This is a genomic window from Microbacterium elymi (assembly GCF_021582895.2).
GTDB classification, from domain to species: domain Bacteria; phylum Actinomycetota; class Actinomycetes; order Actinomycetales; family Microbacteriaceae; genus Microbacterium; species Microbacterium humicola.
This window is the reverse complement of record NZ_CP091139.2, coordinates 1,901,646-1,926,143: the sequence shown is the minus strand read 5'-3', so window position 1 is coordinate 1,926,143 and position 24,498 is coordinate 1,901,646. Positions and strand designations below refer to the sequence as shown.

Genomic DNA, 24,498 nt, shown 5'->3' with positions numbered 1-24,498 from the left:
GAGCGGGAAAGGACCGCGCGAGCGGGAAACGGCCGCGCGAGCGGGAAAGGACAGCGCGAGCGGGAAAGGACAGCGGGCCCGCGACACCGAATCCATCGTCTCCCCAGGCGGGGGAACTAGCATGTAGCCACTGATCTGCCTGCCTGAGGAGTCGTGTGGGACTACTTGACAGCTTCGAGAAGGGTCTCGAGCGCGCCGTCAACGGCGCGTTCGCCAAGACCTTCCGCAAGCGGCATCCAGCCTGTCGAGATCGCATCCGCTCTGCGGAGCGAGCTCGACAAGAAGGCCGCCGTGGTGTCACGCGACCGCATTCTGGTGCCGAACACGCTCACCGTGCGCCTCGCGCCGTCCGACGACGAGAAGATGGCGGCCATCGGCCCGGCACTGATCGGCGAACTCACCGAGATCGTGCGCACGCACGCGGCCTCCCAGCACTACTCGTTCGCCGGCCCCGTGTCGGTCACGCTCCAGCGCGACGAGCGGCTCTCCACCGGCACACTGCGGGTCGCCTCCCGCACGGCCGAGGGCACGGTGTCCTGGCGAGGCGTGGTCGACATCGACGGCACCCGGCATCCGCTCGCGCACCGGCCGCACCGTCATCGGCCGCGGCAGCGATGCCGACATCACCGTCGCCGACTCGGGCACCAGCCGCAAGCACGTCGAGATCCTCTGGGACGGCGAGCGGGCCATGGTGCGCGACCTCGGCTCGACCAACGGCACCAAGCTCGACGGGCAGCCGGTGAGCCAGGCTCCGCTCCCGCCCGAGGCGACGATCACGATCGGCCGCACCGAGATCGTGTTCCGCGTCGTCCCGCAGGCCGCGCCGCCGGTGCCAAGATCTTCGGCGGCGGATGCCGCGACCCGCATGTTCGACGTCGGGGGTGGCGACCGTTGAGTGAGCTGACACTTCTCCTGCTTGCGCCTCGGTTTCCTGGTGCTGATGTGGTTCTTCGTGTTCGCGGTGGTGTACTCGCTGCGCGCCGACCTGTTCGGGGTGAAGGTGCGCAAGATGCCCGCCCCCGAGGCCGCCGCAGCCGCGGCATCCCCCGCCCCCACGTCCAGCCCGAACGAGCTGACCACGCCCGTGCAGTCGCTGGCGCCGTCGGCCGCCGGCGGGGGAGCGACGACCGCGACGGTGTCGCGCATCGTGATCACCAGCGGCCCCAAGGCCGGACTCGAGCTGCCGCTGGGCACCGAGCCCCTGACGATCGGCCGGTCCAGCGAGTCGGGCCTGGTCGTCCGCGACGACTACACGTCCAGTCATCATGCGCGCCTCGTGCTCTGGGGCGACCAGTGGATGATCCAGGACCTCGACTCGACGAACGGCACCTGGCACGACGGGCGCCGGGTGGCCTCGCCCACTCCGGTGACCATCGGCGCGCCGATCCGCGTGGGCGCGACGACGTTCGAGCTGCGGAAGTAGGCCCCGCCCGCCATGGTCTTCCAGGGTTCGAGCGCTGCTCTCTCGCACACCGGCAAGGTGCGCGGGAACAACCAGGACTCCGGCTACTCCGGATCGAACCTGTTCGTCGTCGCCGACGGAATGGGCGGTCACGCCGGCGGCGACGTCGCCTCGAGCATCGCCATCGACCGGCTCGAGGGGCTCGACCACACCTATGACACCCCGGCCGAGGCCGAGCGCGCGCTCCAGCGCGCGCTCACCGCGGCGGCCGGCGCCCTGATCGACACGGTCAAGATCAAGCCCGAGCTGGCCGGCATGGGCACGACCGTGTGCGCGATCATCATGGTCGACGAGTACGCCGTCATCGCCCACATCGGCGACTCGCGCATCTACCTGTACCGCGACGACGCGCTCACCCAGATCACCACCGACCACACGTTCGTGCAGCGCCTCGTGGACTCCGGCCGGATCACCCCCGAAGAGGCGCGCTACCATCCGCGCCGGTCGGTGCTGATGCGGGTGCTCGGCGACATGGATGCCGACCCCGAGGTGGACACGTTCATCATGCCCACGCAGCCCGGCGACCGCTGGCTGCTGTGCTCGGACGGGCTGAGCGGGGTCGTGGACGACGCGCACACCGCCAAGACGCTGGGCCTGGGCCTGGCCCCCGGCCGCACGGCCGACGTGCTGCTCAAGCATGCGCTGGACGCCGGCGCGCCGGACAACGTCACCATCGTGATCGTGGATGTCGGCGGTCAGCATCCGCTCGTGTCCGGGACGCCGACGATCGTCGGTGCGGCATCCACCCCGAAGGGCGTCGAGGTGCCGCTCGCCCGCCCCGGACGCGTGTCGTGGCTGCACCTGACCCGGCAGGCGGCGAACGAGCCGACCCACTTCGAACCCGACGCCGAGTACCTCGAGGAGCTCATCGAGGAGGACCGCCGACGAGGCCGGCGGCGCCGGATCGGCTGGATCGCCGGGCTGATCCTGGTGCTCGCGCTGATCGGCGCCGCGCTGTTCGGCGCCTACCAGTGGACCCAGACGCGGTACTTCGTCGGTGCCGACGAAGACACCGTGGTGATCTTCCGCGGCATCCAGCAGAGCATCGGCCCGATCTCGCTGTCTTCGCCGTACGAGGACACCGGCCTGCCGCTGAGCGTGCTGCCCGAGTTCGAGCGCCAGGTCGTGCAGGGCACGATCTCAGCGGGCTCGCTCGCGGACGCCGAGCAGATCGTCGACCAGCTTCGACAGAACATCGGGGGTGACTGATGCGCACGCCCCCCGGTGGAAACACCCCGGTCCGCCCCGCGCCGACCCCGGCGCCGACCGACGGCGGGTCGGCCGACACCGCGGTCCTGCGCGCCCTGCGCAAGATCCGGGTGCCGCAGACCCAGCGCAACCGCGAGCTCGCGCTGCTCGTGTTCGCCTTCCTCATCAACGGCGCGGCCGTCGTCCTCGTCCAGCTGGGCGCGGCCGGCGAGATCGACCCGAAGTTCCTCATCTATCTGGGCGCGCTGACCGCGTTGGCCCTGGCGCTGGATATCGTGCTTGCGCCTGGTCGCCCGCGACGCCGACCCGTTCGTCGTGCCGATCGCGACCCTGCTGACCGGCATCGGGCTGGCCGAGATCTATCGGCTGGACGTGCACTGGGGCCGGCACGGCTGGGAGGCCTATTCGACCCGACAGCTCGCGTGGGCCGGGATCGCCCTGGTGGGGGCGATCGTGCTGGTGATCCTGCTGCGCAACTACCGCGTGCTGTTCCGGTACACATATATCTTCGGCCTGGTCGGCATCCTCCTCCTGCTCTGCCGATCGTCCCGGGCCTGGGGACGGATGCCAATGCCGACGTGTGGGTCTCGCTCGGGTTCTTCTCGTTCCAGCCGGGTGAACTGGCCAAGATCTGCCTGGCGATCTTCTTCGCCGGGTACCTGGTGCGCACCCGCGACAGCCTCACCTCGGTGGGCACCCGCTTCCTCGGGATGACCTGGCCGCGCGCCCGCGAGCTCGGGCCGCTGCTGGTGATCTGGCTGGTGTCGCTGGGGATCATCGTGATCCAGCGCGACCTCGGCACCGGGCTGCTCATCTTCGGGATGTTCGTGGCGATGCTGTACGTGGCCACGAGCAAGACCAGCTGGGTCCTCATCGGCGTCATCCTCGCCGCCGGCGGCGCGTTCCTGGCATCCCGCTTTCTGCCGTACGTCGGCGGACGGTTCACGAACTGGCTGGATGCCTTCAACCCCGACCTGGTCAACGGCAGCAGCTATCAGCTCGTGCAGGGCATCTTCGGGCTCGCCCAGGGCGGGCTGATCGGGACGGGGCTCGGACAGGGCCGCCCGTGGCTGACCCCGGTGGCCGAGAGCGACTACATCTTCGCTTGCGCTCGGCGAAGAGCTCGGCCTCATCGGCCTGTTCGCGATCCTCGCCCTCTACATGGTGTTCACCAGCCGCGGCATCCGCATCGGCCTGAACGGCCAGGACGACTTCGGCAAGCTCCTCGCGGTGGGCGTCTCGTTCACCATCGCGCTGCAGGTGTTCATCATGGTCGGCGGTGTGACCCGGGTCATCCCGCTGACCGGGCTGACCACGCCGTTCCTGGCCGCCGGCGGCTCGTCCCTGGTGGCGAACTGGCTGATCGTGGCGCTGCCTGCGGATCTCGGATGCCGTGCGCTCACGTCCGCGGGTGGTGATCGGCTGAGATGACCAAGGAACTGAGACGGCTGTCCATCATCATGCTGGTGATGTTCCTCGCGCTGTTCTGCTCGACCAGCGTCATCCAGGTGGTGCAGGCCGACACGTTGGCACAGAACCCGAACAACAAGCGGGCCATCTACGACTCGTTCGACGTGCAGCGCGGGTCGATCATCGCCAGCGGCTCGGCGATCGCCTCGTCCGTGCCGTCCAAGGACGTCTACAGCTGGCAGCGCACCTACGTCGACCCGCAGATGTGGGCACCGGTCACCGGATACATCAACCCGGTGCTCCGTTCGTTCTCGCCCGCACCGGGCATCGAGCAGACGATGAACCAGCAGCTGTCGGGCACCGGCAGCTCGCAGTTCCTGTCGCGGGTCGAGCGCATCGTCACCGGCCAGCCGGCGCGCGGATCGAACGTCGTGCTCTCCCTGGACGCGAAGGTGCAGAAGGCCGCCTACGACGCCCTGGGAAAGCTGCAGGGCGCCGTGATGGCGATCGAGCCGAAGACCGGCCGGGTCCTTGCCATGGTCACCAGCCCCAGCTATGACACGAACGCGCTCGCGTCCCATGATCCGGACGCCGTGAACGCCGCCTACGACAAGCTGAACGACGACCCGAGCCATCCGCTGTACAACCGTGCGATCGCCGGCAACCTGAACCCTCCGGGGTCGACCTTCAAGCTGGTCACGGTCTCGACGGCGCTGGCCTCCGGCGACTTCACCCCCGAGTCCAAACTCCCCAACCCGGCGCGCTACACGCTCCCGGGCACCTCGCAGCAGATCTCCAACGACACCGGCGGCACATGCGGCCCCGGCAAGGAGGTCACGATCGCCGATGCGCTGCGGCTGAGCCTGCAACATCCCGATGGCCGAGCTCGCGGTCAAACTCGGCGACGACGCCATCCGCGCCGAAGCCGAGAAGTACGGTTTCAACTCGTCGTTCGACCTGCCCCCGACATCGACGGCATCCTCGTACCCGAAGGCGCTGGATGACGCGCAGACCGCCCTGACCGGCTTCGGCCAGGGCCAGGTCACCGCCACCCCGCTGCAGATGGCGATGGTCTCGGCCGGCATCGCCAACGGCGGGAAGCTGATGAACCCGCGGATGGTCGATCAGGTCGTCGGGCCGGACCTGTCTGTCGGCAGCGGTACGAGGACAAGGAGTACGGACAGGTGCTCGATTCTGATCTCGATGCCGAACTGGTACAGATGATGGTCGCCAATGTCAGCAGCGGCGTGGCGACCAATGCAAGAATTGACGGGGTCGATGTGGCCGGCAAGACCGGCACCGCACAGAACGGGCCGGACAAGCCCTTCTCGCTGTGGTTCACCGGGTTCGCCCCTGCAGACGACCCCCAGGTTGCGGTGGCGGTCGTCGTGGAGAATGGCGGAGGTCAGGGGCAGTCGGGCAGCGGCAACACCATCGCCGCTCCTATCGCGAAGAAGGTCATGGAGGCGGTGTTGGGTAAATGAGACCGACGCAGGGTGTGACCTTCGGCGGCCGCTACGAGCTCGACTCGCGGATCGCGATCGGCGGGATGGGCGAGGTCTGGGAGGCCACCGACCACGTCATCGGCCGCACCGTCGCCATCAAGATCCTCAAAGACGAGTACATGGGCGATCCAGGGTTCCTGGAGCGCTTCCGCGCCGAGGCCCGCCATGCGGCCCTGGTCAACCACGAGGGCATCGCCAGCGTCTTCGACTACGGCGAGGAGAATGGCTCGGCCTTCCTCGTGATGGAGCTCGTGCCCGGCGAGGCGCTGTCCACGATCCTCGAGCGCGAGACCCAGCTGTCCACCGACAAGACCCTCGACATCGTCGCCCAGACGGCCACCGCGCTGCAGGCCGCACATGCGGCCGGTCTCGTGCACCGCGACATCAAGCCGGGGAACCTGCTGATCACCCCGGACGGCCGAGTCAAGATCACCGACTTCGGCATCGCCCGGATCGCCGACCAGGTGCCGCTGACGGCCACCGGCCAGGTCATGGGAACGGTGCAGTATCTCTCGCCGGAGCAGGCGTCCGGGCACCCGGCATCCCCCGCCACCGACATCTACTCGCTCGGCATCGTCGCGTACGAATGCCTGGCCGGCAAGCGCCCGTTCACGGGCGAGTCGCAGGTCGCCATCGCGATGGCGCAGATCAACGAACAGCCGCCCCGCTGCCGGCGACCGTCGCACAGCCGGTGCAGAACCTCGTGCTTTCGATGATCGCGAAGAAGCCCGAGGACCGGCCCGCCTCGACGGCGACGGTGGCGCGGGCTGCGACGGCGCTGCGTCGGGGCGACATGGCGGCCGCGATCGCGGCCGTCCCCGCCATCGGGGCGGGAGTGGATGCCGCGACCCAGCTGCTGACTCCCGCCGGCGCCACGGCCGCCACCACTGCGCTGCTCCCGTCCGGTGCTCCCGTGCCGCTCGAGGAGGAGAAGAAGAAGAAGCGCAAGCCCGTGGACCTGGCCGCTGATCGCGCTCATCGCGCTGCTGATCATCGTGCTGGGCGGCACGCTCTGGGCGATCTTCGGCCCCCGCGGTGACGAGGGGAAGGTGACCGGCAGCCCGTCGACGCCGATCTCGTCGCCCTCCAGCCCGACGCCCACTCCGGTGAACATCGATGCGCTGGCACTGACCACGATGAGCTGCGACGACGCGGCGGCGCTGTTGACCGATCGGGATCTGAACCCCGAGCGCCAGGACGGGTCTCCGGCCCCGTCGAAGGACAAGCAGGGCTGGGTCGAGTCCGTGCAGCCGGGCGGCAATGCCGAGAAGGGCACCACCGTCACCCTCACCTGCTACACCGCCCCCACGACGCTCACCGACAAGCCCGGCGCGGCCGACATCCGCGGCGACGGACCGAACAACCAGGTCATCGAGGGCGGGACGGCGATCATCACCGTCCCGGACTTCTCCTGCCCGTCCGGCACCGGAAACCTGACCGGCTACTCGTTCACCGCCACCAACGGACAGTTCGTGAACGGCTCGAACTCCGGTGACAAGTCGACGCTCGAGACGGGGACGACTCCCGGCGAGCTGTCGCTGAACGTCACCGGCAATGCGGGCGATCCGCTGGAGATCAGCTACACGGCGACCTGCTCGGGCGGCAGGCGGTCCGCTGACCTCGCCCGCGTCGTCGAAGTCCGTCACGATCGGCCCCGCCGCCGTCCAGCCGTCCGACACGCCGCCGCCGGCCGATGGACAGGGCGGTGGCGGAGGCGACGGAGCCGCTCCCGGCCCCACCGCCACAACCGAGCCCTGACCGGGAGTGTCCGCGGCCCGGAGCGGGCCGGTCCTCGCCGGTCGGTTAGGCTGGCATCTGTTCATCCCAGGGGAGAGAAGTGTCAGCCGAGCCACGCGTGCTTTCCGGGCGCTACCGCGTCGACGAGCCCATCGGGCACGGCGGCATGGCGTCCGTGTTCCGCGGCTACGACCTGACCCTGGGGCGCCCGGTCGCGATCAAGATCCTCGACAGCGCCCTGGCCGCCGACAGCTCGTTCCGCACCCGCTTCCGGCTCGAGGCGCAGGCGGCATCCCGGATGTCGAGCGCGACCATCGTGCGCGTGTACGACGCCGGTGAGGACAGCGAGGTCGACGACGCCGGCGAGCGGCATCCGATTCCGTTCATCGTGATGGAACTGGTCGGCGGCCGCCTGCTCAAGGACATCATCGCCGCCGGGCCGGTCCCGGTGCCGGACGCGATCCGGTACGTCGACGGCATCCTCGAGGCGCTGGAGTACTCGCACCGCGCCGGTGTGGTGCACCGCGACATCAAGCCCGGCAACGTGATGGTCACCCCGTCCGGCCAGGTCAAGGTGATGGACTTCGGCATCGCCCGCGCCGTCTCGGACTCGTCCTCGACGGTCGCCGAGACCACCAGCATCCTCGGCACCGCCGCATACTTCTCGCCCGAGCAGGCCAAGGGCGACGTGGTGGACGCGCGCGCAGATCTGTACTCCACCGGCGTCGTGCTGTACGAACTGCTCACCGGGCAGCAGCCGTTCCGCGGCGACACCCCCGTCGCGGTGGCCTACCAGCACGTCAGCGAGGCACCGCTCGCACCGTCCGAGGTCGTCGACACGGTGCCGCGCGCGCTGGATGCGGTCGTGCTGCGGGCACTGGCGAAGGATCCGTTCCAGCGATTCCCGGATGCCGCCGCCTTCCGTGAGACGCTGGATGCCGCCGCCTCCGGCTCGTCGCCGTCGCGACGCCAGGTCGACACCCTCGCGAACTCGCTGTACGGGCCCGACCCGAAGCAGGCGGCCGAGACCGCGCGCTCGCTGCGTCAGCTCAGCTCGGACCCGACCATGAAGCGCACCCAGCCCGGACCCCCGGCGGCGTGGATCTGGGCCGGCGTCGCGGTGCTGGCCGTCCTGCTCATCTCGGTGCTCATCTGGGTGCTCACCATGCGTCCCGGCAGCGTCATCCCGAGCGGCTCGCGCATCGTGCCCGATGTGATCGGCATGGTCTACGACGACGCCAACCAGACGCTCGCCGGGAAGGATCTGCTGGCGCATCGCGAGGACGAGGCCAGCGAGACGGTCCCCGAGGGCGACGTGATCCGCACCGACCCGGTCGCCGGCATCTCGGTCGCGCGTGACTCGCAGGTCACGGTGTACGTGTCGAGGGGCCCCGAGACCGTGAAGGTGCCCGCGCTCGTCGGCCTGTCGCGGGCCCAGGCCCAGACCGCGCTCGACGACGCCGGACTGGCCCTCGGCCAGGTGCGTCGTGAGGAGGACCCTGACAAGGAGGCCGACGTCGTGCTGAGCAGCTCGGCGAACGAGGGCGACGAGGTGGCCAAGGGCACCGTCGTCGACCTGGTGGTGGCCACCGGCACGGTCACGGTGGTCGACCTGACGTCCAATTTCAGCTTGGACGATGCGAAGAAGGCGCTCGAAGACCTGAAGCTCAAGGTCACCGTGCAGGACGACGACTCATGCCCGGCGACCGATCCGCGCAGCGTGAAGTCGCAGTCGGCCGGCCCCGGCGACGTGCCGATCCACTCCGAGGTGACCCTCGTCTCCTGCTCCGGCGCGGCCGGCAAGGGCGGCGACTAGGAGCCGTCGGGGGCGGCGCGGCGCACCGACATCCCACGCGCGTGGACCGCGGCATCCGTCATCCCGGTCAGCACCAGCCAGGCGCCGAGCATCCGGTGGCCGCCTTCGGTCAGGACGCTCTCGGGGTGGAACTGCACTCCCCAGATGGGCGCCTCACGGTGCGCGAGCGCCATCACCACACCGGACTCCGTGCGCGCGGTGACCTCGAGGTCGTCCGGCATCCGGGTGACGGCGAGCGAGTGGTACCGGCCCGCGGCGAGCGGCTGAGGCATCCCGTCGAACAGCCCTGTGCCGTCGTGCCAGACCGGCGAGACCATGCCGTGCATCAGCTCGGGAGCTTCACCGACCGTGCCGCCGAACGCCTCGGCGATGGCCTGGTGACCCAGGCACACGCCGAGCAGCGGAAGGCGCGCTGCGAACGCGGCGTGCACGACGGCGATGGACGCCCCGGCCCGTGCCGGGGTGCCGGGCCCGGGGAGATGAGCACGCCGTCGTATCCGGCGAGCGCGTCGGCCGCGGCATCCGGGTCGATCCGATCCGCTTCGACCATCACGACATCCGCCCCCAGCTCGACCAGGTAGTCGATGAGGGTGTGCACGAAGCTGTCGTGGTTGTCGATGACGAGGATGCGGCTCACTGGACCGTGCTCACTGGACCGTGCTCACTGGACCGTGCTCACTGGACCGTGACATCCTGCGGATCGATGAGCGCGCTCACCCAGGGGAAGACGGAGAAGAACAGGCCGTACAGGATGGCGGCCGCCAGCACGACGAGGATGAGCACCCGCACCCACCACGGGCCCGGAAGGATGCGCCACAGCGCCGCATACATCAGCTTGCTCTCCTTTGCCAGGGACGCCGGCGGTCCGTCCGCGCGCGGCGTGTACGACTCGAACACGCTGTAGGCCACGATGCGCTCGCTCTTGAAGTACATCGGGCTCGAGCTGGTCATCGTCAGGTAGCGGCCGTTCGCTTGCACGTGCGTCTCCTGGGGCACCGGCAGCAGCACGTCGACCGCGTCCGGCTTGACGTATTCGAGGGTCCGGAACCGGTAGGTGTACCAGCCGCCCTCCGTCTCGATGACGATGGCGTCGTTCAGGTGCGAGCTTCGCGATCTGGTTGAACGGCTTGCCGAAGGTGGTGCGATGGGCGGCCAGCGCCACGTTGCCGACGGCCCCCGGCATCGGGGTGTCGGGGTAGTGGCCGATCCCGATCGGGTCGAGGGTGCGCGGGCGGGTCACCCCGCCGGCGATCGGCACGTGGTAGTCCGCGCCGAACCGCGGGATGTGCATCACACCGAACACCTGCGCGTCCTTCGCCTCGGACAGGATCACCGGTTCGGCGCTCGAGGTCGGCTTCGGGGTGGATGTCGCGGACGGATCGGGCGTGGATGTCGGTGTCGGGGCGGGTGTGTCGGCGGCGGCCGCCCACTGCTGGCTGTAGCTCGTGCCGACGGCGTTCTTCTGCGCGGCGCCGATCCAGTCGCCGATCCACAGCTGCCAGACGACGAACAGCAGGGTGACCACGCCCAGGGTGATCAGCACCTCGCCGAGCACACCGACCACGCTCGGGCGTCGCGGGGTTGCGCGCGCGTCACGGCTGCGTGGCCGCCGCGTTCCCCCAGCATCCGGCTGATCGGTCACCCCGTGATTCTATCCGGCGCGGCCTGTGGTTCCGCCGGGCAGTTCGATTCGCATCCCTTCGCCCCGTAGAATGCCGGTATGGCACGATCAGGCAAGGATGAGGAGCCCCTCGTCGAGCGCAGCGGAACCGACGCTCCCCAACGCGGTGTGGTTCAAGCCGATCATGATCGGCCTCATGCTCGTCGGCCTCGTGTGGGTGCTGGTGTTCTACCTCAGCGGCAGCCAGTTCCCCATCCCGGGGATCGGCGCCTGGAACCTGGCGATCGGCTTCGGCATCGCGTTCGTCGGCTTCCTCATGACGACCCGCTGGCGCTGACCACCGCCGCCGAATTACACCGGTGTGATTCATCCCCAGCTGGGGATGAACCTGTGGATAACTTTCCGACTCGCCGTCAGACGTAGAACGTCGCGGGGATGATCAACAGGGCCAGCAGCACCACGGTGAGCGCGATCAGCAGGCCGATCTGCAGCCGGCGGCGCCGGATCGATCGCGTCCGGGCGTAGATGAAGCCCACGGCCGAGCCGGCGATCAGACCGCCCAGGTGCGCCTGCCAGGAGATCTGCACCGCGGCCAGCGACCCCGACAGCAGACCGACCACGAACGGGAACGCGAAGTTGATCGCGATGATGATCGCGATGCCCGACACGTTCGCGCCGATGTGGCGGCCGATGATCAGCAGCGCGCCGAACAGGCCGAAGATGGCGCCGGATGCCCCGACCACCCAGGTTCCCGGAGCCAGCAGCGCCACCGCCACGGAGCCGCCGATGCCCGAGATCAGGTAGATCACGAGGAATCGGACATGGCCCAGCAGCGGCTCGAGGATCCTCCCGATCATCCAGAGGGCGAGCATGTTCAGCCCGATGTGCAGCCAGCCGGAGTGCACGAACAGCACGGTGATCAGGCGCCAGGGCTCGATCGGTCCGAGCGCCGGGATCAGGTACGCGCTGTTCAGGGCCAGCCACTGCTGGACCGGTGAGTGCGGGATCAGCTGGGTCAGGTACACCACGACCGTGATGCCGATGATCCAATAGGTGGCCAGCGGTCGGCGATCCAGCGGGGCGGCGACGGTGGACGCGCCGCGGCTGCCGCCCAGCGTCGCTGCGCCTTGCGCTGGGCGGGCGAGGCCGCCTTCTGCTGGTCGCGGAGGCACTCGGGGCAGATCACGCCGACCGGGGCCTGGATCTGGCACTCGGGGCAGATCGTGCGCAGGCACCGCTGGCACAGCACGAAGCTCTGCCGATCGGGATGCCGATAGCAGTAGTTCTCCCGGTTCCGGGCGAAGTCAGCGGACGTCATGCGTCAGGTCAGAGGACCTGCCTCACGCCTCGACGACGTCGATCGATGAGATCACGACCGGCTCGACCGGACGATCCTGCGCGCCGGTGGGGACCTTGCTGATCTCGTCGACGACCGTGCGGGACGCGTCGTCGGCCACCTCGCCGAAGATCGTGTGCTTGCCCTGCAGCCACGGCGTCGGGTCGGTGGTCAGGAAGAACTGCGAGCCGTTCGTCCCCTCGGCCGCCCCCGTGATGGCATTGCGCCGCAGACCGGCGTTGGCCATGGCCAGCAGATAGGGCGAGCCGAACGTCAGTTCGGGGTGGATCTCGTCGTTGAACGTGTAGCCCGGACCGCCGGTGCCCACACCGAGCGGGTCGCCGCCCTGGATCATGAAACCGGGGATGATGCGGTGGAAGGCGACATCCGTGTAGAGCGGACCTTCGCCCGGCTGACCGGTGTGCGGGTCGGTCCATTCGCCGGTTCCGTCGGCGAGGCCGATGAAGTTCTTCACGGTACGGGGTGCGTGGTCGCCGAAGAGGTTGATGACGATGTCGCCGTGGTTCGTGTGGAGCGTGGCGACGGCGGTTGCATGAGGCATGGGCACATTCTCGCAGAGTTATCTTTCTAAGTTCTGTACATCCCCTTCCGCTCACGGGCGCGTCTGGCAAGATGAAGGGGCACACGACCCATTCGACAGGGAGGGAACCCCGTGAGCATCAGCCGCAAGCGCAAGAAGGAACTCCGCAAGCTTCAGGAACAGGCCAACAAGCTCTGGGAGTCGCAGCAGGTGCTGGTCGGCGAAGCCGCATCGGTCGCCCGTGAAGCAGGCCGCCAGCTGGGCAGCTACAACCGGGAGCATGTCGTCCCGGCCGTCCAGCAGAACTATGAGAAGTACGCCGCCCCGTATGTCGAGAAGGGCGTGAAGACCGCCCAGCACGTCTTCAATCAGAAGCTCGTGCCGGCGGCCGGCGCCGTGGTGGGCTCTGCCCTGTCCGTCTGGGATGCCGCGAACGACACCCGCTCGAAGCTCTCCGACGACCGCCGCCTGACGCTGCCGGACCTGGACGCGATGGCCAAGAACGCGAAGAAGCAGGGCAAGAAGGCGTCGAAGACGTTCGCGGCACAGCTGGCCGCGGTCCAGCCTCCCGCCAAGCGGGGAGTGGGCGCCGGCGGCGTCATCGCGATCCTCCTGGGCGTCGCGGCCGCGGTCGGTGTGCTCTACGCCGCCTGGCAGACGCTGCGTGCCGACGATGAGCTCTGGGTCGCCGACGACCCGCTGCGCGCTCCCGAGGCGTGACGGAACCCACGGCGGCTGACCCCACGGCGCGCGTGCGGGACGCGGCATCCGCACGGGGTCTGGCCATCGAGGTACGCGAGCGGCCCGTCGCACAGAGCCTGCCCGAGGCAGCCGCGCTGCTGGGTCTGGCCACGGCCGACATCGTCAAGACGCTCGTCGTCAAGCGCCGCGACGACACCTACCTGTTCGCGCTGATCCCCGGCGACCGCGCCATCTCGTGGCCGAAGCTCGGGCGGTGGTCGGCGTGAACAAGCTGCCGTTGCCCGAACCCGAACTCGCGCTGGCCGCGACCGGCTATGAACGGGGCACGATCGTGCCGATCGGCAGCGCGCATGAGTGGCCGGTGTTCGCCGACGAGCAGATCGTCGGCCGGCGCGTGGCGATGGGTGCCGGTGCGCACGGCTACAGCCTGTTCGTGGACGCCGATGACCTGATCGCCGCGTACGGCGCGACGGTCGCCGACATCTCACAGCCGGTGGACGGCGCCGCTGGCTGAGTCAGTACGCGGCATCCGCCATCTTCAGTGCGATGTCGACGAGCTTGACCCGCTCGAGCCGGCGTACGCCGCTCAGCGCGAACCATTCGGCGCGGTCGGTGGATCCGTCGATCTCGTTGCGCAGCTTGCCGCCCACGATCCGCGCCCGGTAGATGATGCGCGAGCGTGTCGCAGCGGCTCGGTGGCGTCGGTCACACGTCGGCCGGCCGGGATCACGCGCGAGTGGATGCCGAGCAGCTCGCCGACGTCGACCCGGTAGCCGGTCTCTTCGCGGACCTCGCGGCGGGCCGCCTCGACCGGGTCCTCGCCGTCTTCGAGTCCGCCGCCGGGCATCGTCCATGCCGGGCGGCGCCCCTGCGTCCAATGCGAGAGCAGGATGCGGTCGTCCGCGTCGATGATGACCGCATACGCGGCGACCCGTAGATCCATGGCTCCACCCTAGAACCCGGCCACCTCGGGATCGTGGCGCGCCCGGGTGCCCTGGGCGTGACTAGAGTGCGATTGAGGCGTGTAGACCATGGACCGGCGCGAAGACCATCGGCAGACGGCTCGCGTGCGGCGGCACGCGAGGGCCGGGTCTGCGGCCACGTCCGCGGTCTGGCCGGTCGCGTGCTGGGTGTTCGTGCTCGTGGCGATCGGGGTCGTACAGGTCGTGCGGATGCAGTGGTTCGATGCCGTCGTCTTCTGCGTGGCCGCAGGCGGTGTCGCGCTGCAGTCGCTTCGTGGAGTCCCGCGTCGGCCGACACGACGACTCGCCCTGCCGTGGTTGGCCGGCGCGGCGGCCGTGATCGGAGCGGTGCTCTGCTTCCTGCCCCGCCACGGCCCGATGATGCAGGCGATGGTCATCGCGGTCGGGGTGATCGCGATCGTCTTGGTTGCTCCCTCGGGTGCGGCGGTCGCGCGGCCGGACGCCCCCACCGCGCTGACCCCCGGCATCCGCCGTCTCGCCCTCGCGTGGACGGTGATCGTCGTGGCGGGCTGCGTCTGGGAGCTGATCCAGTTCATCCTCGGGCTCGTTCAGCCCGACGCGACCTGGTTCGCGCTGAGCGACCTGCTCAATCCGGCGGTGGCCACGGTGCCGGGCAAGATCCTCTTCATCGCCGTGTGGCTGGCCGGCGGCGTGTCGGCTGCTGCGCCGAGGAGGGAGACGATGATCGTCATCAGCGCCGGTGCGTTCCTCGCATGTGCGGCGGCCCTGGCGGTGGCCGGTTGGGTGATCGGACGGCGGTACGCCGAGGCATCCGTCACCGGGATGTTCGACCGGCTGATGTCGGACCGCGCGATCAGTCTCGCGGTGATCGTCGTGTGGTGGTGGCTCGGATGGCACTTCCTCGCCGGGCAGACGCTGTGATGCGGGTCGCGATGTCCAGGCCGCTCGGTTGCTCATACCGTCGAGCCGGCACTGAGTGACGATCAACGGGACGTCTGCGGGCGCCGGTCTTCTGCAATCAGGATCGCGGCCTGGGTTCGTGACCTCACACCGAGCTTGCTGAGGAGTGCGCTGACGTGGGTGCGGGCCGTGCGTTCGCTGATTCTGAGTTCGTCAGCGATCTCCTTGTTCGCAAGGCCACGCCCCACGAGAAGCAGAACCTGGGTCTCACGGGGCGTCAGCCGCGAGATCGCTCGGTCGATGTGGGTTTCATCTTCACGAGCGAGACTCATCGCCGCAGCAGGCTGGAGATACACACCACCTCGAACGACAGTCCGAATCGCTCGTTCGATCTCGTCGGCTCCGGCATCTTTGAACAGGAAGCCTGCGGCACCGAGGCCGAGTGACGCCCTCACAGTGTCCGATTCCTCGAACCCGGTGAGGCAGATATACGGGAGAGACCGAAATTCGACGGCAAGGCGCTGAGCGACTGCCAGTCCGCCCATCTCGGGCATGTGGATGTCCAGGAGCACCACATCGGGCAGCGCCGCGGGCTGGGCTTCGTGCAGGAGACGCAGCGCGTCGGCGCCGTTCGCCGCCTCCAGGACGCGTTCCACGTCCGGCATCGATTCCAGCAGTGCCCGGAGCCCGCGGCGAACGACCGCATGGTCATCGACGATCAGCACGGAGAGCATCGTCATGCCCTGCGGCGCGGGCTGACCACGAATGGCCCGAATCGGACGGAAACGCAGGTTCCGGTCCCGGTGGAGGTGACATGGAACTGGCCGCCCCATCGCTCGACACGCTGGCGCATGGACACGAATCCGAATCCCTCGGTGGTCGAGCCCGTGGTGAGGCCGCTGCCGTCATCGACCACGGTGCATTGCACGACCTCTGCAACCTGCACCTGTACGCCGATGCGCGTCGGGTTCGCGTGCCGGAGCGCGTTGAAGATCGACTCCGTCAGAATGAAGTACAGGTCCTCTACGAGGCCGGGAGGAAGCGTCTCGGCGCGCGCGTCTACGGTGAGGTCGATGCGGAGTCGGTCATTTCGCCAGCGAGCGACGACGCGTTCCAGAGCTTGCGGCGATCCCGCTCTCATCGAGGGAGGTGACCCGCGCTGACTCGATGATTGAGCGGAGCTCGGAACGTGCGGACACGGAGGTCTCGTGAAACTCTCGTGCCATCGCAAGAATCGCTTCGCCGGAGCGGCCTAGCTCGACGGCCTGCCGTTCGAGTGCTTTGCTCTGCATCCCGATCGCGAACAGATGCTGCAAGACAGAGTCGTGGAGGTCTCTTGCGATCCGCGCCCGCTCATCGAGGCGAGCCTGTTCGCGGTCGCGTCTGATGAGTTGATGATGGTCGATCGCCAACGCCGCCAACGCCGCCATGGAGCGGAAGAACGCCTTCACCTCGTCATCAGGAAGCCCGTTCGTGGCCATGTAGCAGTTGATGACCCCCGTTCCCGTCCCTTGCAGATCGAACGGGGTGGCGACGAAATCGGACCATTCGACTTCGCGCAGATACGGGTGCATCGGCGCCCAGGCCTCGGACGAGAGCATGTCCCGCTTCCGGTTGAGTATGACCACCTGCAGCCCTGTCCTGAGCGCTCTGATCGTCGCGAGGTCGGCGCCACGGTCACGGCAGGCGGCGAGGGTGCCGAAGAATTCCGGATCTGCGGCGAAGCCTGCCGCCCCCATCAGCTTGCAACGTGTGGTCACCCTCGGCGAGAACGACCTGCACACCCGCGACATCCCCAAGCTGGTGGATCTCTTCAGCCAAGGCGATGAGCACTGCGTCCAGCGTCTCGCGGGCAGCGAGGTTGGCTGCGCTGCGGGCCAGCGCGGCCAACCTCTGCCCATCACCTCGCGGAGACGAGGTCGTTCCGTTGCTCAAGGGTGGCATGGACGCAACGCTAGCTCACGTGGTCATTGCACAGCATCGAGCAGCGAGTCCTTCGCGTGCGGGGCCTTGTAGGGGGAGGGGTGCACGGTGACGGGCACACGCTTCTCCGGGTCGCCCGGATTGCCCCAGACCACCTCCAGCTGGGAGCCGGGCTCGGCAGCATCGACATCGATCGTCGCCAGCGACAGCGTCTTCCTGAACCAGTAGCTGAATCCGCGGGACGTGGACACGCCGAGGACCCTGCCGTCGCGTTCCACCCGGTCTGCCCACATGAAGCCCCGCTGGTCGCGGGGGAGCTCCATATACGTGTAGTGATTCTCATCGAGGACGAATGAAGACAGGATGTCTGCGACGTCGTCGGAGTTCCACTCCAGGCTCCGCAGTACGCGGCGTGGATTCTCCTTTTCGGCGAGCAGTGCCTCACGACCGGGGAACTCGTGGTCGCCGCTGATCATCCGGGCCCAGCCGAGCTCCACGGGGGTGCGGTAGTAGTCCTCGATGGAATCGCCACCGAAGCTGCCCGCGATGTATGCCGGAAGCGCGAACTTTGGCATCGACGACATGAAGTACTCGAGATAGTCGGGGTTGTCGAAGATTGCGGGGATGTACTCCGTGGCAATGGTCGGATATCCGGCCTCGAGATGATTGATCGGCGCGCCCCGTCCTCCCATGCGGCGGATGCCGAACTCCTGGCCCGCGTCCCACAAGGCAGCGTAGACGTCGTCCTTCAACTCGATCGGGCCTTGCAGTTCGAATCCGAGCTCTCCAGACATTCCCTGTCTCAGCGCCCAAATGTCGTGCCCCGCGATCCGGATTGGGGACACGTGCATGTAACCCGTTTCAAGGAGACCATCCCGAGGGTCGAGCTTGTGCAGGAGTTTGATCGACAGCGGCCCCGACACCTGCAGGATGAACCAGTTCTCCTGTGCGACGGTCGCGTTGTACCCGCCGCGCTCGGCGTTGAAGCGGAGCCAGAATCCGCCCCGACCGTGCACGAGATAGTCGTCCTCGCCGAACTTTGTCAGGACGCCCTCGTGGATGATCTTGCCGTCCGAATTGGTGTGGATCGCGTGCTTCGACTGTCCGATGCGAAAGCCCTTGACCGTATTCACCGTGTGCTCGCTGATCAGTCGCAACGCGTCTGGCCCGGTGATGCGATGCTGCCAGAGGAACGACCAGTCGCCTATATAGCAGGTCTTCTTCCATGCGATGTTCTCGTCGAACCACGTGGTGTACTCCGGTTCACCGAACCGACTCCATGCATAACCGGCGGGTGTGCGACGCATCGATTCGAGGGTGTAGTTCGTCATCTCTCAGTCTCCTTTCGGGGTGGTGCCATCAGTTGCTGTACGGTTCCGCGGAGCCGAAGATCGTGCCATCGAATTGCTGGATCACGGTCGCGTTGATCGGCGGGACACCGTCGGCAGATGCATCAAGCGCGACTCCGTCCAGCAGCAATGGGACCTTCACGTCGTTCAAGCGATGAATCACGTCCATGAGCGCCGACCTCGTGGGCGTCTCGAGCTGCTCGAACGCCGCCGTCAATGTGGCACCGATACCGTATGCCCACACACACTGCGGCACCACCGTGCTGATGTTCGTCGTCGCGTACTTGTCCAACGCCGCGAGGAATTTCTTCATCTCCGGGTCCTCGGCATAGGCCGGATCCAACGCAGACTTCGCGAATGCGCTGGTGTAGACCATCGGGAACACGCTCGCGTTGGCGGGTGCCAGTATCAGGTTCGGCGCCGAGGTCGTGGAGGGCAGGAACACCTTGGGAAACCATCCCACCTTCTGTGCTTGAAGAAGGGATCCGATGGCGATCGGGGTCAGCGTGGTTGCGTCGAAGAACACGTCGGCGCCGCTCCCGGCAAGCTCGGTGACCTGCGCGTCGACCGAGGTATCGGTCGCCTCATACGTCGCAGTTGCAACAATCGTGACGGCGGAGCCTTCGATGCCCCGTTTGAGTCCATCAACAAAGTCGGCGCCGAAGTCATCGTTCTGGGAGAGGACTGCGACCTTCGTCGGTTCGCCCGACTCCGCAAGGAACGTGCCGAACGCCTCCCCCTCACTCGCATAAGTCGGCGCCCAACCGATCGTGTACGGGTTCGCCGTTCGGTCAGCGCTGAACGCGCTGCTTCCGGACTGCACGAATACCTGTGGCATCTGCTTCGCCGTCGCTATCGGCATGATCGCCATATTCGTCACCGTGCCCAAGCCGCCCACGTCGAGGAACACTCGGTCGCCCACCATTCGCTGGAAGTTCTCGACAGCCCGACCGGGGTCGTACGCATCGTCGAATGACGTGATCTCCACACGACGTGTTGCTCCATCGCCGAACTTCACTCCGCCCGCCGCATTCACCTCTCCGAAGTACGCCTCCAGGCCGGCCAAGGAACAACCGCCTGGACCGGCCAATCCGCCCGATAGCGGTGTGCTGATCCCGATTGTCACGGAATCCTCCGTGATTCCCGGATCGGCAGGGGCCGATGAACCAGCTCCCGGTCCCGCGCTACGACTGCACGCGGTCAGTACCAGACCGACCGACGCAAGCAATGCGAACGCGGTCAGAGTTCGAGTCCTCATCATGCTCCTCCTCCTTGAGTGCATGCTCAGCGTAGAAACCGCGCAAGTCCTTCGTCATCGGCAAATCGGCCGACGGAACCTACGTCAAATGTCGTAGCGAACTGCTGCAAGCTGTGGTGGGGCATCGGGCGGACCATCTTGGAGCGCCAGGAGGCCCAGGGGTGGGGAGCCAAAGTGCTGGAGCGGCTTGCAGACGACCTCCACGCCGGCCGATGCCGGCCAGCTCGGCTTCTATGTCGCCGTCGTCGACGACCGGCTACGGATCCACGACAAGCATCAGCCGACCGTGGGCATCCTGCTGGTCGCCGGCAAGAACGACACCGTGGTCCGGTACGCGCTCGCGTCGACGACGCAAGCCGGTGGCCGTGAGCCGGTGAGAGATCGGCGAGGAAGAGCAGAGAGCTCGTCCCCGAGATCGAGCCCGGACGCTCAGTGCGGAGCGTCGTGACCGAGAGTCCCACCGGACAGATGATCGTCCTCGATTTCGACCGGGTCGGCATCCTGCTCGGCGTCGAAGTGCTCGGCGCACGAAGCATCCTGAACACCGAGTTCATCGACGGCGCCGAGCGACTGGATCAGCAGGCTGTACCTTGCGCAGGCGATTCATTCAGACTGTGGAGCCTACCGGGTTCGAACCGGTGACCCCCTGCTTGCAAAGCAGGTGCTCTACCAACTGAGCTAAGGCCCCGAGAGAGGTGATGTGGGGCTACCAGGATTTGAACCTGGGACCTCTTCATTATCAGTGAAGCGCTCTAACCAACTGAGCTATAGCCCCTCTGTCGACATGCACCGTCAACCTCCAAGAGATTACCCGAATCGGCGTGATTTTCCGAATCCGAACGGGCGAGGGTGCTTGACTGGGGGACATGACGGATGCCGACGGACAGCATCAGGATGAGCCGCACTCCCTGAAGGTCGGGGAGCGCCTCAACTGGCTGCGCGCCGGCGTGCTCGGCGCCAACGACGGCATCGTGTCTGTCGCCGCCGTGGTCGTGGGCGTCGCGGCGGCCACCCCGGATCTCGGCGCGATATTCACCGCGGGGATGGCGGCCCTGGTGGGCGGCGCGATCTCGATGGCTCTGGGGGAGTACGTATCGGTCAGCAGCCAGCGCGACACGGAGCGGGCGCTCATCGAGAAGGAGCGCTGGGAGCTCGCCGAGATGCCCGAGGCGGAGCTGGCCGAACTCACCGAGATGTACGAGCAGCGCGGGCTCACCCCCGAGACCGCCCGCACCGTCGCCCGGGAGCTCACCGCGCACGACGCGCTGGCCGCGCACCTCGAGGTCGAGCTCGCACATCGACCAGGACGACCTGGTCAACCCATGGCATGCCGCGCTGTCCTCGGCGGTGTCGTTCACGATCGGCGCGATCCTGCCGATGCTCGCGATCCTGCTCGTCCCCGCCCCGGCCCGGATCGCCGTCACGTTCATCGCCGTGCTGGTCGCCCTGGTGTTCACCGGGACCGTGTCGGCCCAGCTCGGCGGCGCGCCGAAGGCACGAGCGATCACCCGCCTGGTCGTCGGCGGCGCACTCGCGCTGGCGGCCACGTTCCTGATCGGGATGCTGCTGGGCACCACCGGCATCGCGTGACGAGCAGGTCCCTGAGCGAGGAGCGCATCGCGAAGGTACCGGCCCTTCGTCTCGCTCCGCTCGCTCAGGGACCTGAGGGGCGCAGCGCTGCTCAGGGACCTGAGGTACCGGCCCTTCGTCTCGCTCCGCTCGCTCAGGGACCTGAGGGGCGCTCCGCTCGCTCAGGGACCTGAGGGGCGCGAGGGTCAGTTCGAGGTGAACCCGATCAGCAGACCGCCGGTGATCTTCACCGCGAGGTTGTAGATGCCGGCAACGACCGCGCCGAGCACGGTCACGACGATGAGGTTCAGGATCGCGACGATCGCTCCCATCGCCATCACCTGGGCAGCCCGATGATCGATGACAGCGTCACGCCGCCGTCGCTGATGCTCTTGAACAGATCATCCGTCTTGCCGATCAGCCCGGTCGCCGACACCACCATGTAGATGAGGAAGAACGACACCACCGTGACCACGGCCAGCGCGACCGCGGCCAGGAACGACAGCTTGACCGCCGACCAGAAGTCCACGTAGACCAGCCGCAGGCGCACCTGTTTGGCGCTGGTCTTGTGGCTCGACTTCTTGGCCAGCTTGTCGGCTACCGTGCTCATGCGTCAGTACTCTCTTCGATGCTCTCGGGGGAGGTGTCGGATGCTGCCGCCGCCGAACTCTCGGGGGTTCCGGGCTCCGGTTCCACCGCGTCCTCCTCACCCAGTCCTCGTTCCGAGTTCCGAGCGATCGCGATGATGCGATCGTCGTCATCGGGACGGGCGAAGACGACACCCATGGTGTCACGGCCCTTGGCGGGCACCTCGGCCACGGCAGAGCGTACCACCTTGCCGCTGGCAAGAACCACCAAGACCTCGTCGTCCTCGGTGGCGATCAGTCCGCCCGCGAGATGGCCTCGATCATCGTTGAGTTTGGCGACCTTGATGCCCAGTCCGCCGCGTCCCTGGACGCGGTATTCCGAGACCGCCGTGCGCTTGGCGTATCCGCCGTCGGTGACCACGAAGACGTACCCGTCGTCCGAGACCAGCGACGCCGAAAGGAGGCAGTCGCCCGGCCGGAACGACATCCCCTTCACACCCTCGGTGGAGCGCCCCATCGGCCGGAGCGCCTCGTCGGTGGCGCCGAAGCGCAGCGACATGCCCTTCTGGCTGATGAGCAGGATGTCGTCGCCGGTGTTCACGAGCAGCGCCGAGACGAGCTCGTCCTCATCCGCGAGCCGGATCGCGATGATGCCGCCCTGACGGTTGGTGTCGTACTCGGTGAACGCGGTCTTCTTCACGCGACCGCCGCGGGTGGCCAGCACGAGGTAGGACGCGTCCTCGTAGGTGCGGACGTCGAGGATCTGGGCGATCTCCTCCTCTGGCTCGAGCGCCAGCAGGTTCGCGACGTGCTGACCCTTCGCGTCGCGCCCGGCCTCGGGCACCTCGTACGCCTTCGCGCGATAGACCCGGCCCTTGTTCGTGAAGAACAGCAGCCAGTGATGGGTCGTGGTCACGAAGAAGTGCTCCACCACGTCATCCGCCCGCAGCTGGGCGCCCTTCACGCCCTTGCCGCCGCGGTGCTGCGACCGATAGTTGTCGCTCCGGGTCCGCTTGATGTAGCCGTCGCGCGTGACGGTGATCACCATCTCCTCTTCGGGGATGAGATCCTCCATCGACATGTCGCCGTCGTAGCCGGGCAGGATCTGCGTGCGCCGCTCGTCGCCGAACTTCGCGACGATGTCGGTCAGCTCGTCCCGCACGATGCCGCGCTGACGGGCCGGATCGGCGAGGATCACCTTGAACTCGGCGATCTGGGCCTCGAGCTCGGTGGCCTCGTCGATGATCTTCTGGCGCTCCAGCGCCGCGAGGCGGCGCAGCTGCATCGCGAGGATCGCGTCGGCCTGGTCGGTGTCGATCTCCAGCAGCTGCTTCAGACCCTCGCGCGCCTCGTCGACCGTGGGCGAGCGGCGAATCAGCGCGATGACCTCGTCCAGCGCGTCCAGCGCCTTCAGATATCCGCGCAGGATGTGCATCCGCTCCTCGGCCTTGCGCAAGCCGGTACTGGGTGCGGCGCACGATCACTTCGATCTGGTGCACCAGCCAGTGCGTGACGAACCCGTCGATCGGCAGCGTGCGCGGCACGCCGTCCACGATCGCGAGCATGTTCGCGCCGAAGTTCTCCTGCAGCTGGGTGTGCTTGTAGAGGTTGTTCAGCACGACCTTGGCCACGGCATCCCGCCGCAGGACGACGACCAGTCGCTGCCCGGTGCGGTCGCTGGACTCGTCGCGGATGTCGGCGATGCCCGAGATCTTGCCGTCCCGGGCGAGGTCGCGGATCTTCACCGCCACATTGTCGGGGTTGACCTGGTACGGCAGTTCGGTGACGACCAGGCAGGTGCGTCCCTGGATCTCCTCGACGTTGACCACCGCGCGCATGGTGATGGAGCCGCGGCCGGTGCGGTAGGCCTCCTGGATGCCGCGGGTGCCGAGGATCTGCGCGGCGGTCGGGAAGTCCGGACCGGGGATGCGCTGGATCAGCGCCTCGAACAGCTCTTCACGGGAGGCGTCCGGGTGCTCGAGCGCCCACAGGGCGCCCGCGGCGACCTCGCGCAGGTTGTGCGGCGGGATGTTGGTCGCCATGCCGACCGCGATGCCCACCGAGCCGTTGACCAGCAGGTTCGGGAAGCGCGCCGGCAGCACGACCGGCTCCTGCGTCTGACCGTCGTAGTTGTCCTGGAAGTCGACGGTCTCCTCTTCGATGTCGCGCACCATCTCCAGCGCGAGCGGAGCCATCTTGGTCTCGGTGTATCGCGGCGCCGCGGCGCCCTGGTTGCCGGGCGAGCCGAAGTTGCCCTGCCCGAGGGCGAGCGGGTAGCGCAGCGACCACGGCTGCACGAGCCGCACGAGGGTGTCGTAGATCGCCGAGTCTCCGTGCGGGTGGTACTGACCCATGACCTCGCCGACCACACGCGCGCACTTCGAGAACGACTTGTCCGGACGGTATCCGCCGTCGTACATCGCGTAGATCACCCGGCGGTGCACGGGCTTCAGCCCGTCGCGCACGTCGGGCAGCGCGCGCCCGACGATGACGCTCATCGCGTAGTCGAGGTAGCTGCGCTGCATCTCGACCTGCAGGTCGACCTGGTCGATCTTGCCGTGGTTGTGCTCGGGAGCCTCGGTGGGGCGCTCGTCGTCGGCCATTCTCAGTTCTCTCTTCGTTTCGTTTC

Annotated in this window: 13 protein-coding genes, 2 tRNA genes and 14 pseudogenes; 14 read left to right on the top strand and 15 right to left on the bottom strand. The window is 67.8% G+C overall.

What is annotated here, in order from left to right; translation table 11 throughout:
- The first annotated feature begins 155 nt into the window (after positions 1 to 155).
- The 7 genes and pseudogenes from L2X98_RS10510 to pknB all read left to right on the top strand — a co-directional run bounded on the left by L2X98_RS10510 (position 156) and on the right by pknB (position 9,139).
- Positions 156 to 895: pseudogene (locus L2X98_RS10510) on the top strand (FHA domain-containing protein).
- A pseudogene (locus tag L2X98_RS10505) lies at positions 892 to 1,423 on the top strand (FHA domain-containing protein FhaB/FipA). Before L2X98_RS10510 ends, L2X98_RS10505 begins: the two co-directional pseudogenes overlap by 4 nt.
- Positions 1,424 to 1,435: 12 nt before the next feature.
- Positions 1,436 to 2,671, top strand: coding sequence for a PP2C family protein-serine/threonine phosphatase (locus tag L2X98_RS10500; protein ID WP_259610869.1), 1,236 nt, complete (start codon positions 1,436 to 1,438; stop codon positions 2,669 to 2,671).
- Positions 2,671 to 4,097: pseudogene (locus L2X98_RS10495) on the top strand (FtsW/RodA/SpoVE family cell cycle protein). The gene L2X98_RS10500 and the pseudogene L2X98_RS10495 overlap by 1 nt, the downstream one beginning before the upstream one ends.
- A gap of 1 nt (position 4,098) precedes the next feature.
- Positions 4,099 to 5,565, top strand: a pseudogene (locus L2X98_RS10490) (peptidoglycan D,D-transpeptidase FtsI family protein).
- Positions 5,562 to 7,344, top strand: a pseudogene (locus L2X98_RS10485) (serine/threonine-protein kinase). Before L2X98_RS10490 ends, L2X98_RS10485 begins: the two co-directional pseudogenes overlap by 4 nt.
- A gap of 145 nt (positions 7,345 to 7,489) precedes the next feature.
- Positions 7,490 to 9,139 (top strand): Stk1 family PASTA domain-containing Ser/Thr kinase, encoded by a 1,650-nt coding sequence (pknB, locus tag L2X98_RS10480; protein WP_259613283.1) that lies wholly within the window; start codon positions 7,490 to 7,492, stop codon positions 9,137 to 9,139.
- Here the strand turns inward: pknB and L2X98_RS10475 are convergent.
- From L2X98_RS10475 to L2X98_RS10465, 3 pseudogenes are all read right to left on the bottom strand, one after another.
- Positions 9,136 to 9,776 (bottom strand): annotated as a pseudogene (locus L2X98_RS10475) (anthranilate synthase component II). The gene pknB and the pseudogene L2X98_RS10475 sit on opposite strands and share 4 nt — an antisense overlap.
- A gap of 320 nt (positions 9,777 to 10,096) precedes the next feature.
- Positions 10,097 to 10,219, bottom strand: a pseudogene (locus tag L2X98_RS22665) (class E sortase); the annotation flags it as partial.
- Between the two features lie 76 nt (positions 10,220 to 10,295).
- Positions 10,296 to 10,430: pseudogene (locus L2X98_RS10465) on the bottom strand (class E sortase); the annotation flags it as partial.
- A 429-nt stretch (positions 10,431 to 10,859) separates the two neighbouring features.
- Here L2X98_RS10465 and L2X98_RS10460 point away from each other — a divergent pair.
- Positions 10,860 to 11,097: pseudogene (locus tag L2X98_RS10460) on the top strand (cell division protein CrgA).
- A 76-nt stretch (positions 11,098 to 11,173) separates the two neighbouring features.
- Here L2X98_RS10460 and L2X98_RS10455 read toward each other — a convergent pair.
- Positions 11,174 to 11,932: a rhomboid family intramembrane serine protease gene (locus tag L2X98_RS10455; protein WP_259610867.1), complete on the bottom strand. Its 759-nt coding sequence runs from the start codon at positions 11,930 to 11,932 to the stop codon at positions 11,174 to 11,176.
- A gap of 168 nt (positions 11,933 to 12,100) precedes the next feature.
- Positions 12,101 to 12,658 carry a peptidylprolyl isomerase gene (locus L2X98_RS10450; protein ID WP_259610866.1) on the bottom strand — a complete coding sequence of 186 codons (558 nt, stop codon included), beginning with the start codon at positions 12,656 to 12,658 and terminating at the stop codon, positions 12,101 to 12,103.
- 111 nt (positions 12,659 to 12,769) lie between these two features.
- On the opposite strand from L2X98_RS10450, the gene L2X98_RS10445 reads away from it, so the two are divergent.
- A complete protein-coding gene (locus tag L2X98_RS10445; protein WP_259610865.1) occupies positions 12,770 to 13,357 on the top strand; it encodes a DNA helicase in 588 nt (195 codons plus the stop codon).
- A gap of 32 nt (positions 13,358 to 13,389) precedes the next feature.
- Positions 13,390 to 13,853: pseudogene (locus L2X98_RS10440) on the top strand (aminoacyl-tRNA deacylase).
- 1 nt (position 13,854) lies between these two features.
- Here the strand turns inward: L2X98_RS10440 and L2X98_RS10435 are convergent.
- A pseudogene (locus tag L2X98_RS10435) lies at positions 13,855 to 14,282 on the bottom strand (NUDIX hydrolase).
- 124 nt (positions 14,283 to 14,406) lie between these two features.
- On the opposite strand from L2X98_RS10435, the gene L2X98_RS10430 reads away from it, so the two are divergent.
- Complete coding sequence (locus tag L2X98_RS10430; protein WP_259610864.1) at positions 14,407 to 15,204, top strand: DUF6186 family protein; 798 nt, start codon at positions 14,407 to 14,409, stop codon at positions 15,202 to 15,204.
- A 62-nt stretch (positions 15,205 to 15,266) separates the two neighbouring features.
- On the opposite strand, the gene L2X98_RS10425 is transcribed toward L2X98_RS10430, so the two are convergent.
- The 5 genes from L2X98_RS10425 to L2X98_RS10405 form a co-directional block, all read right to left on the bottom strand.
- Positions 15,267 to 15,923, bottom strand: coding sequence for a response regulator (locus L2X98_RS10425; protein WP_259610863.1), 657 nt, complete (start codon positions 15,921 to 15,923; stop codon positions 15,267 to 15,269).
- On the bottom strand, positions 15,920 to 16,324 hold the full coding sequence (locus tag L2X98_RS10420) for a sensor histidine kinase (protein WP_259610862.1): 405 nt from the start codon (positions 16,322 to 16,324) through the stop codon (positions 15,920 to 15,922). Before L2X98_RS10420 ends, L2X98_RS10425 begins: the two co-directional genes overlap by 4 nt.
- Positions 16,269 to 16,943 (bottom strand): GAF domain-containing sensor histidine kinase, encoded by a 675-nt coding sequence (locus tag L2X98_RS19465; protein WP_290427305.1) that lies wholly within the window; start codon positions 16,941 to 16,943, stop codon positions 16,269 to 16,271. Before L2X98_RS19465 ends, L2X98_RS10420 begins: the two co-directional genes overlap by 56 nt.
- 207 nt (positions 16,944 to 17,150) lie before the next feature.
- Positions 17,151 to 18,437, bottom strand: a complete 1,287-nt coding sequence (locus L2X98_RS10410; protein WP_259610861.1) for a hypothetical protein — start codon at positions 18,435 to 18,437, stop codon at positions 17,151 to 17,153.
- A 28-nt stretch (positions 18,438 to 18,465) separates the two neighbouring features.
- On the bottom strand, positions 18,466 to 19,581 hold the full coding sequence (locus L2X98_RS10405; RefSeq protein WP_259610860.1) for an ABC transporter substrate-binding protein: 1,116 nt from the start codon (positions 19,579 to 19,581) through the stop codon (positions 18,466 to 18,468).
- Between the two features lie 319 nt (positions 19,582 to 19,900).
- Between L2X98_RS10405 and L2X98_RS10400 the strand changes: the two genes are divergently transcribed.
- Entirely contained in the window at positions 19,901 to 20,161 is a 261-nt protein-coding gene (locus L2X98_RS10400) for a PDDEXK nuclease domain-containing protein (protein ID WP_259610859.1), read from the top strand.
- The gene (locus L2X98_RS10395) at positions 20,158 to 20,355 is read left to right on the top strand and encodes a hypothetical protein (protein WP_259610858.1); all 198 of its coding nucleotides are present in this window, start codon (positions 20,158 to 20,160) and stop codon (positions 20,353 to 20,355) included. Before L2X98_RS10400 ends, L2X98_RS10395 begins: the two co-directional genes overlap by 4 nt.
- On the opposite strand, the gene L2X98_RS10390 is transcribed toward L2X98_RS10395, so the two are convergent.
- Together L2X98_RS10390 and L2X98_RS10385 are read right to left on the bottom strand one after the other, a co-directional pair.
- Positions 20,329 to 20,401 (bottom strand) — tRNA-Ala (locus L2X98_RS10390). The genes L2X98_RS10395 and L2X98_RS10390 overlap by 27 nt on opposite strands.
- 13 nt (positions 20,402 to 20,414) lie before the next feature.
- Positions 20,415 to 20,488: transfer RNA gene (locus L2X98_RS10385), tRNA-Ile, on the bottom strand.
- 91 nt (positions 20,489 to 20,579) lie between these two features.
- On the opposite strand from L2X98_RS10385, the pseudogene L2X98_RS10380 reads away from it, so the two are divergent.
- A pseudogene (locus L2X98_RS10380) lies at positions 20,580 to 21,303 on the top strand (VIT1/CCC1 transporter family protein).
- 185 nt (positions 21,304 to 21,488) lie between these two features.
- On the opposite strand, the pseudogene L2X98_RS10375 reads toward L2X98_RS10380, so the two are convergent.
- Positions 21,489 to 21,892: pseudogene (locus L2X98_RS10375) on the bottom strand (DUF3566 domain-containing protein).
- Positions 21,889 to 24,472 (bottom strand): annotated as a pseudogene (gene gyrA / locus L2X98_RS10370) (DNA gyrase subunit A). Before gyrA ends, L2X98_RS10375 begins: the two co-directional pseudogenes overlap by 4 nt.
- Positions 24,473 to 24,498 lie beyond the last annotated feature (26 nt).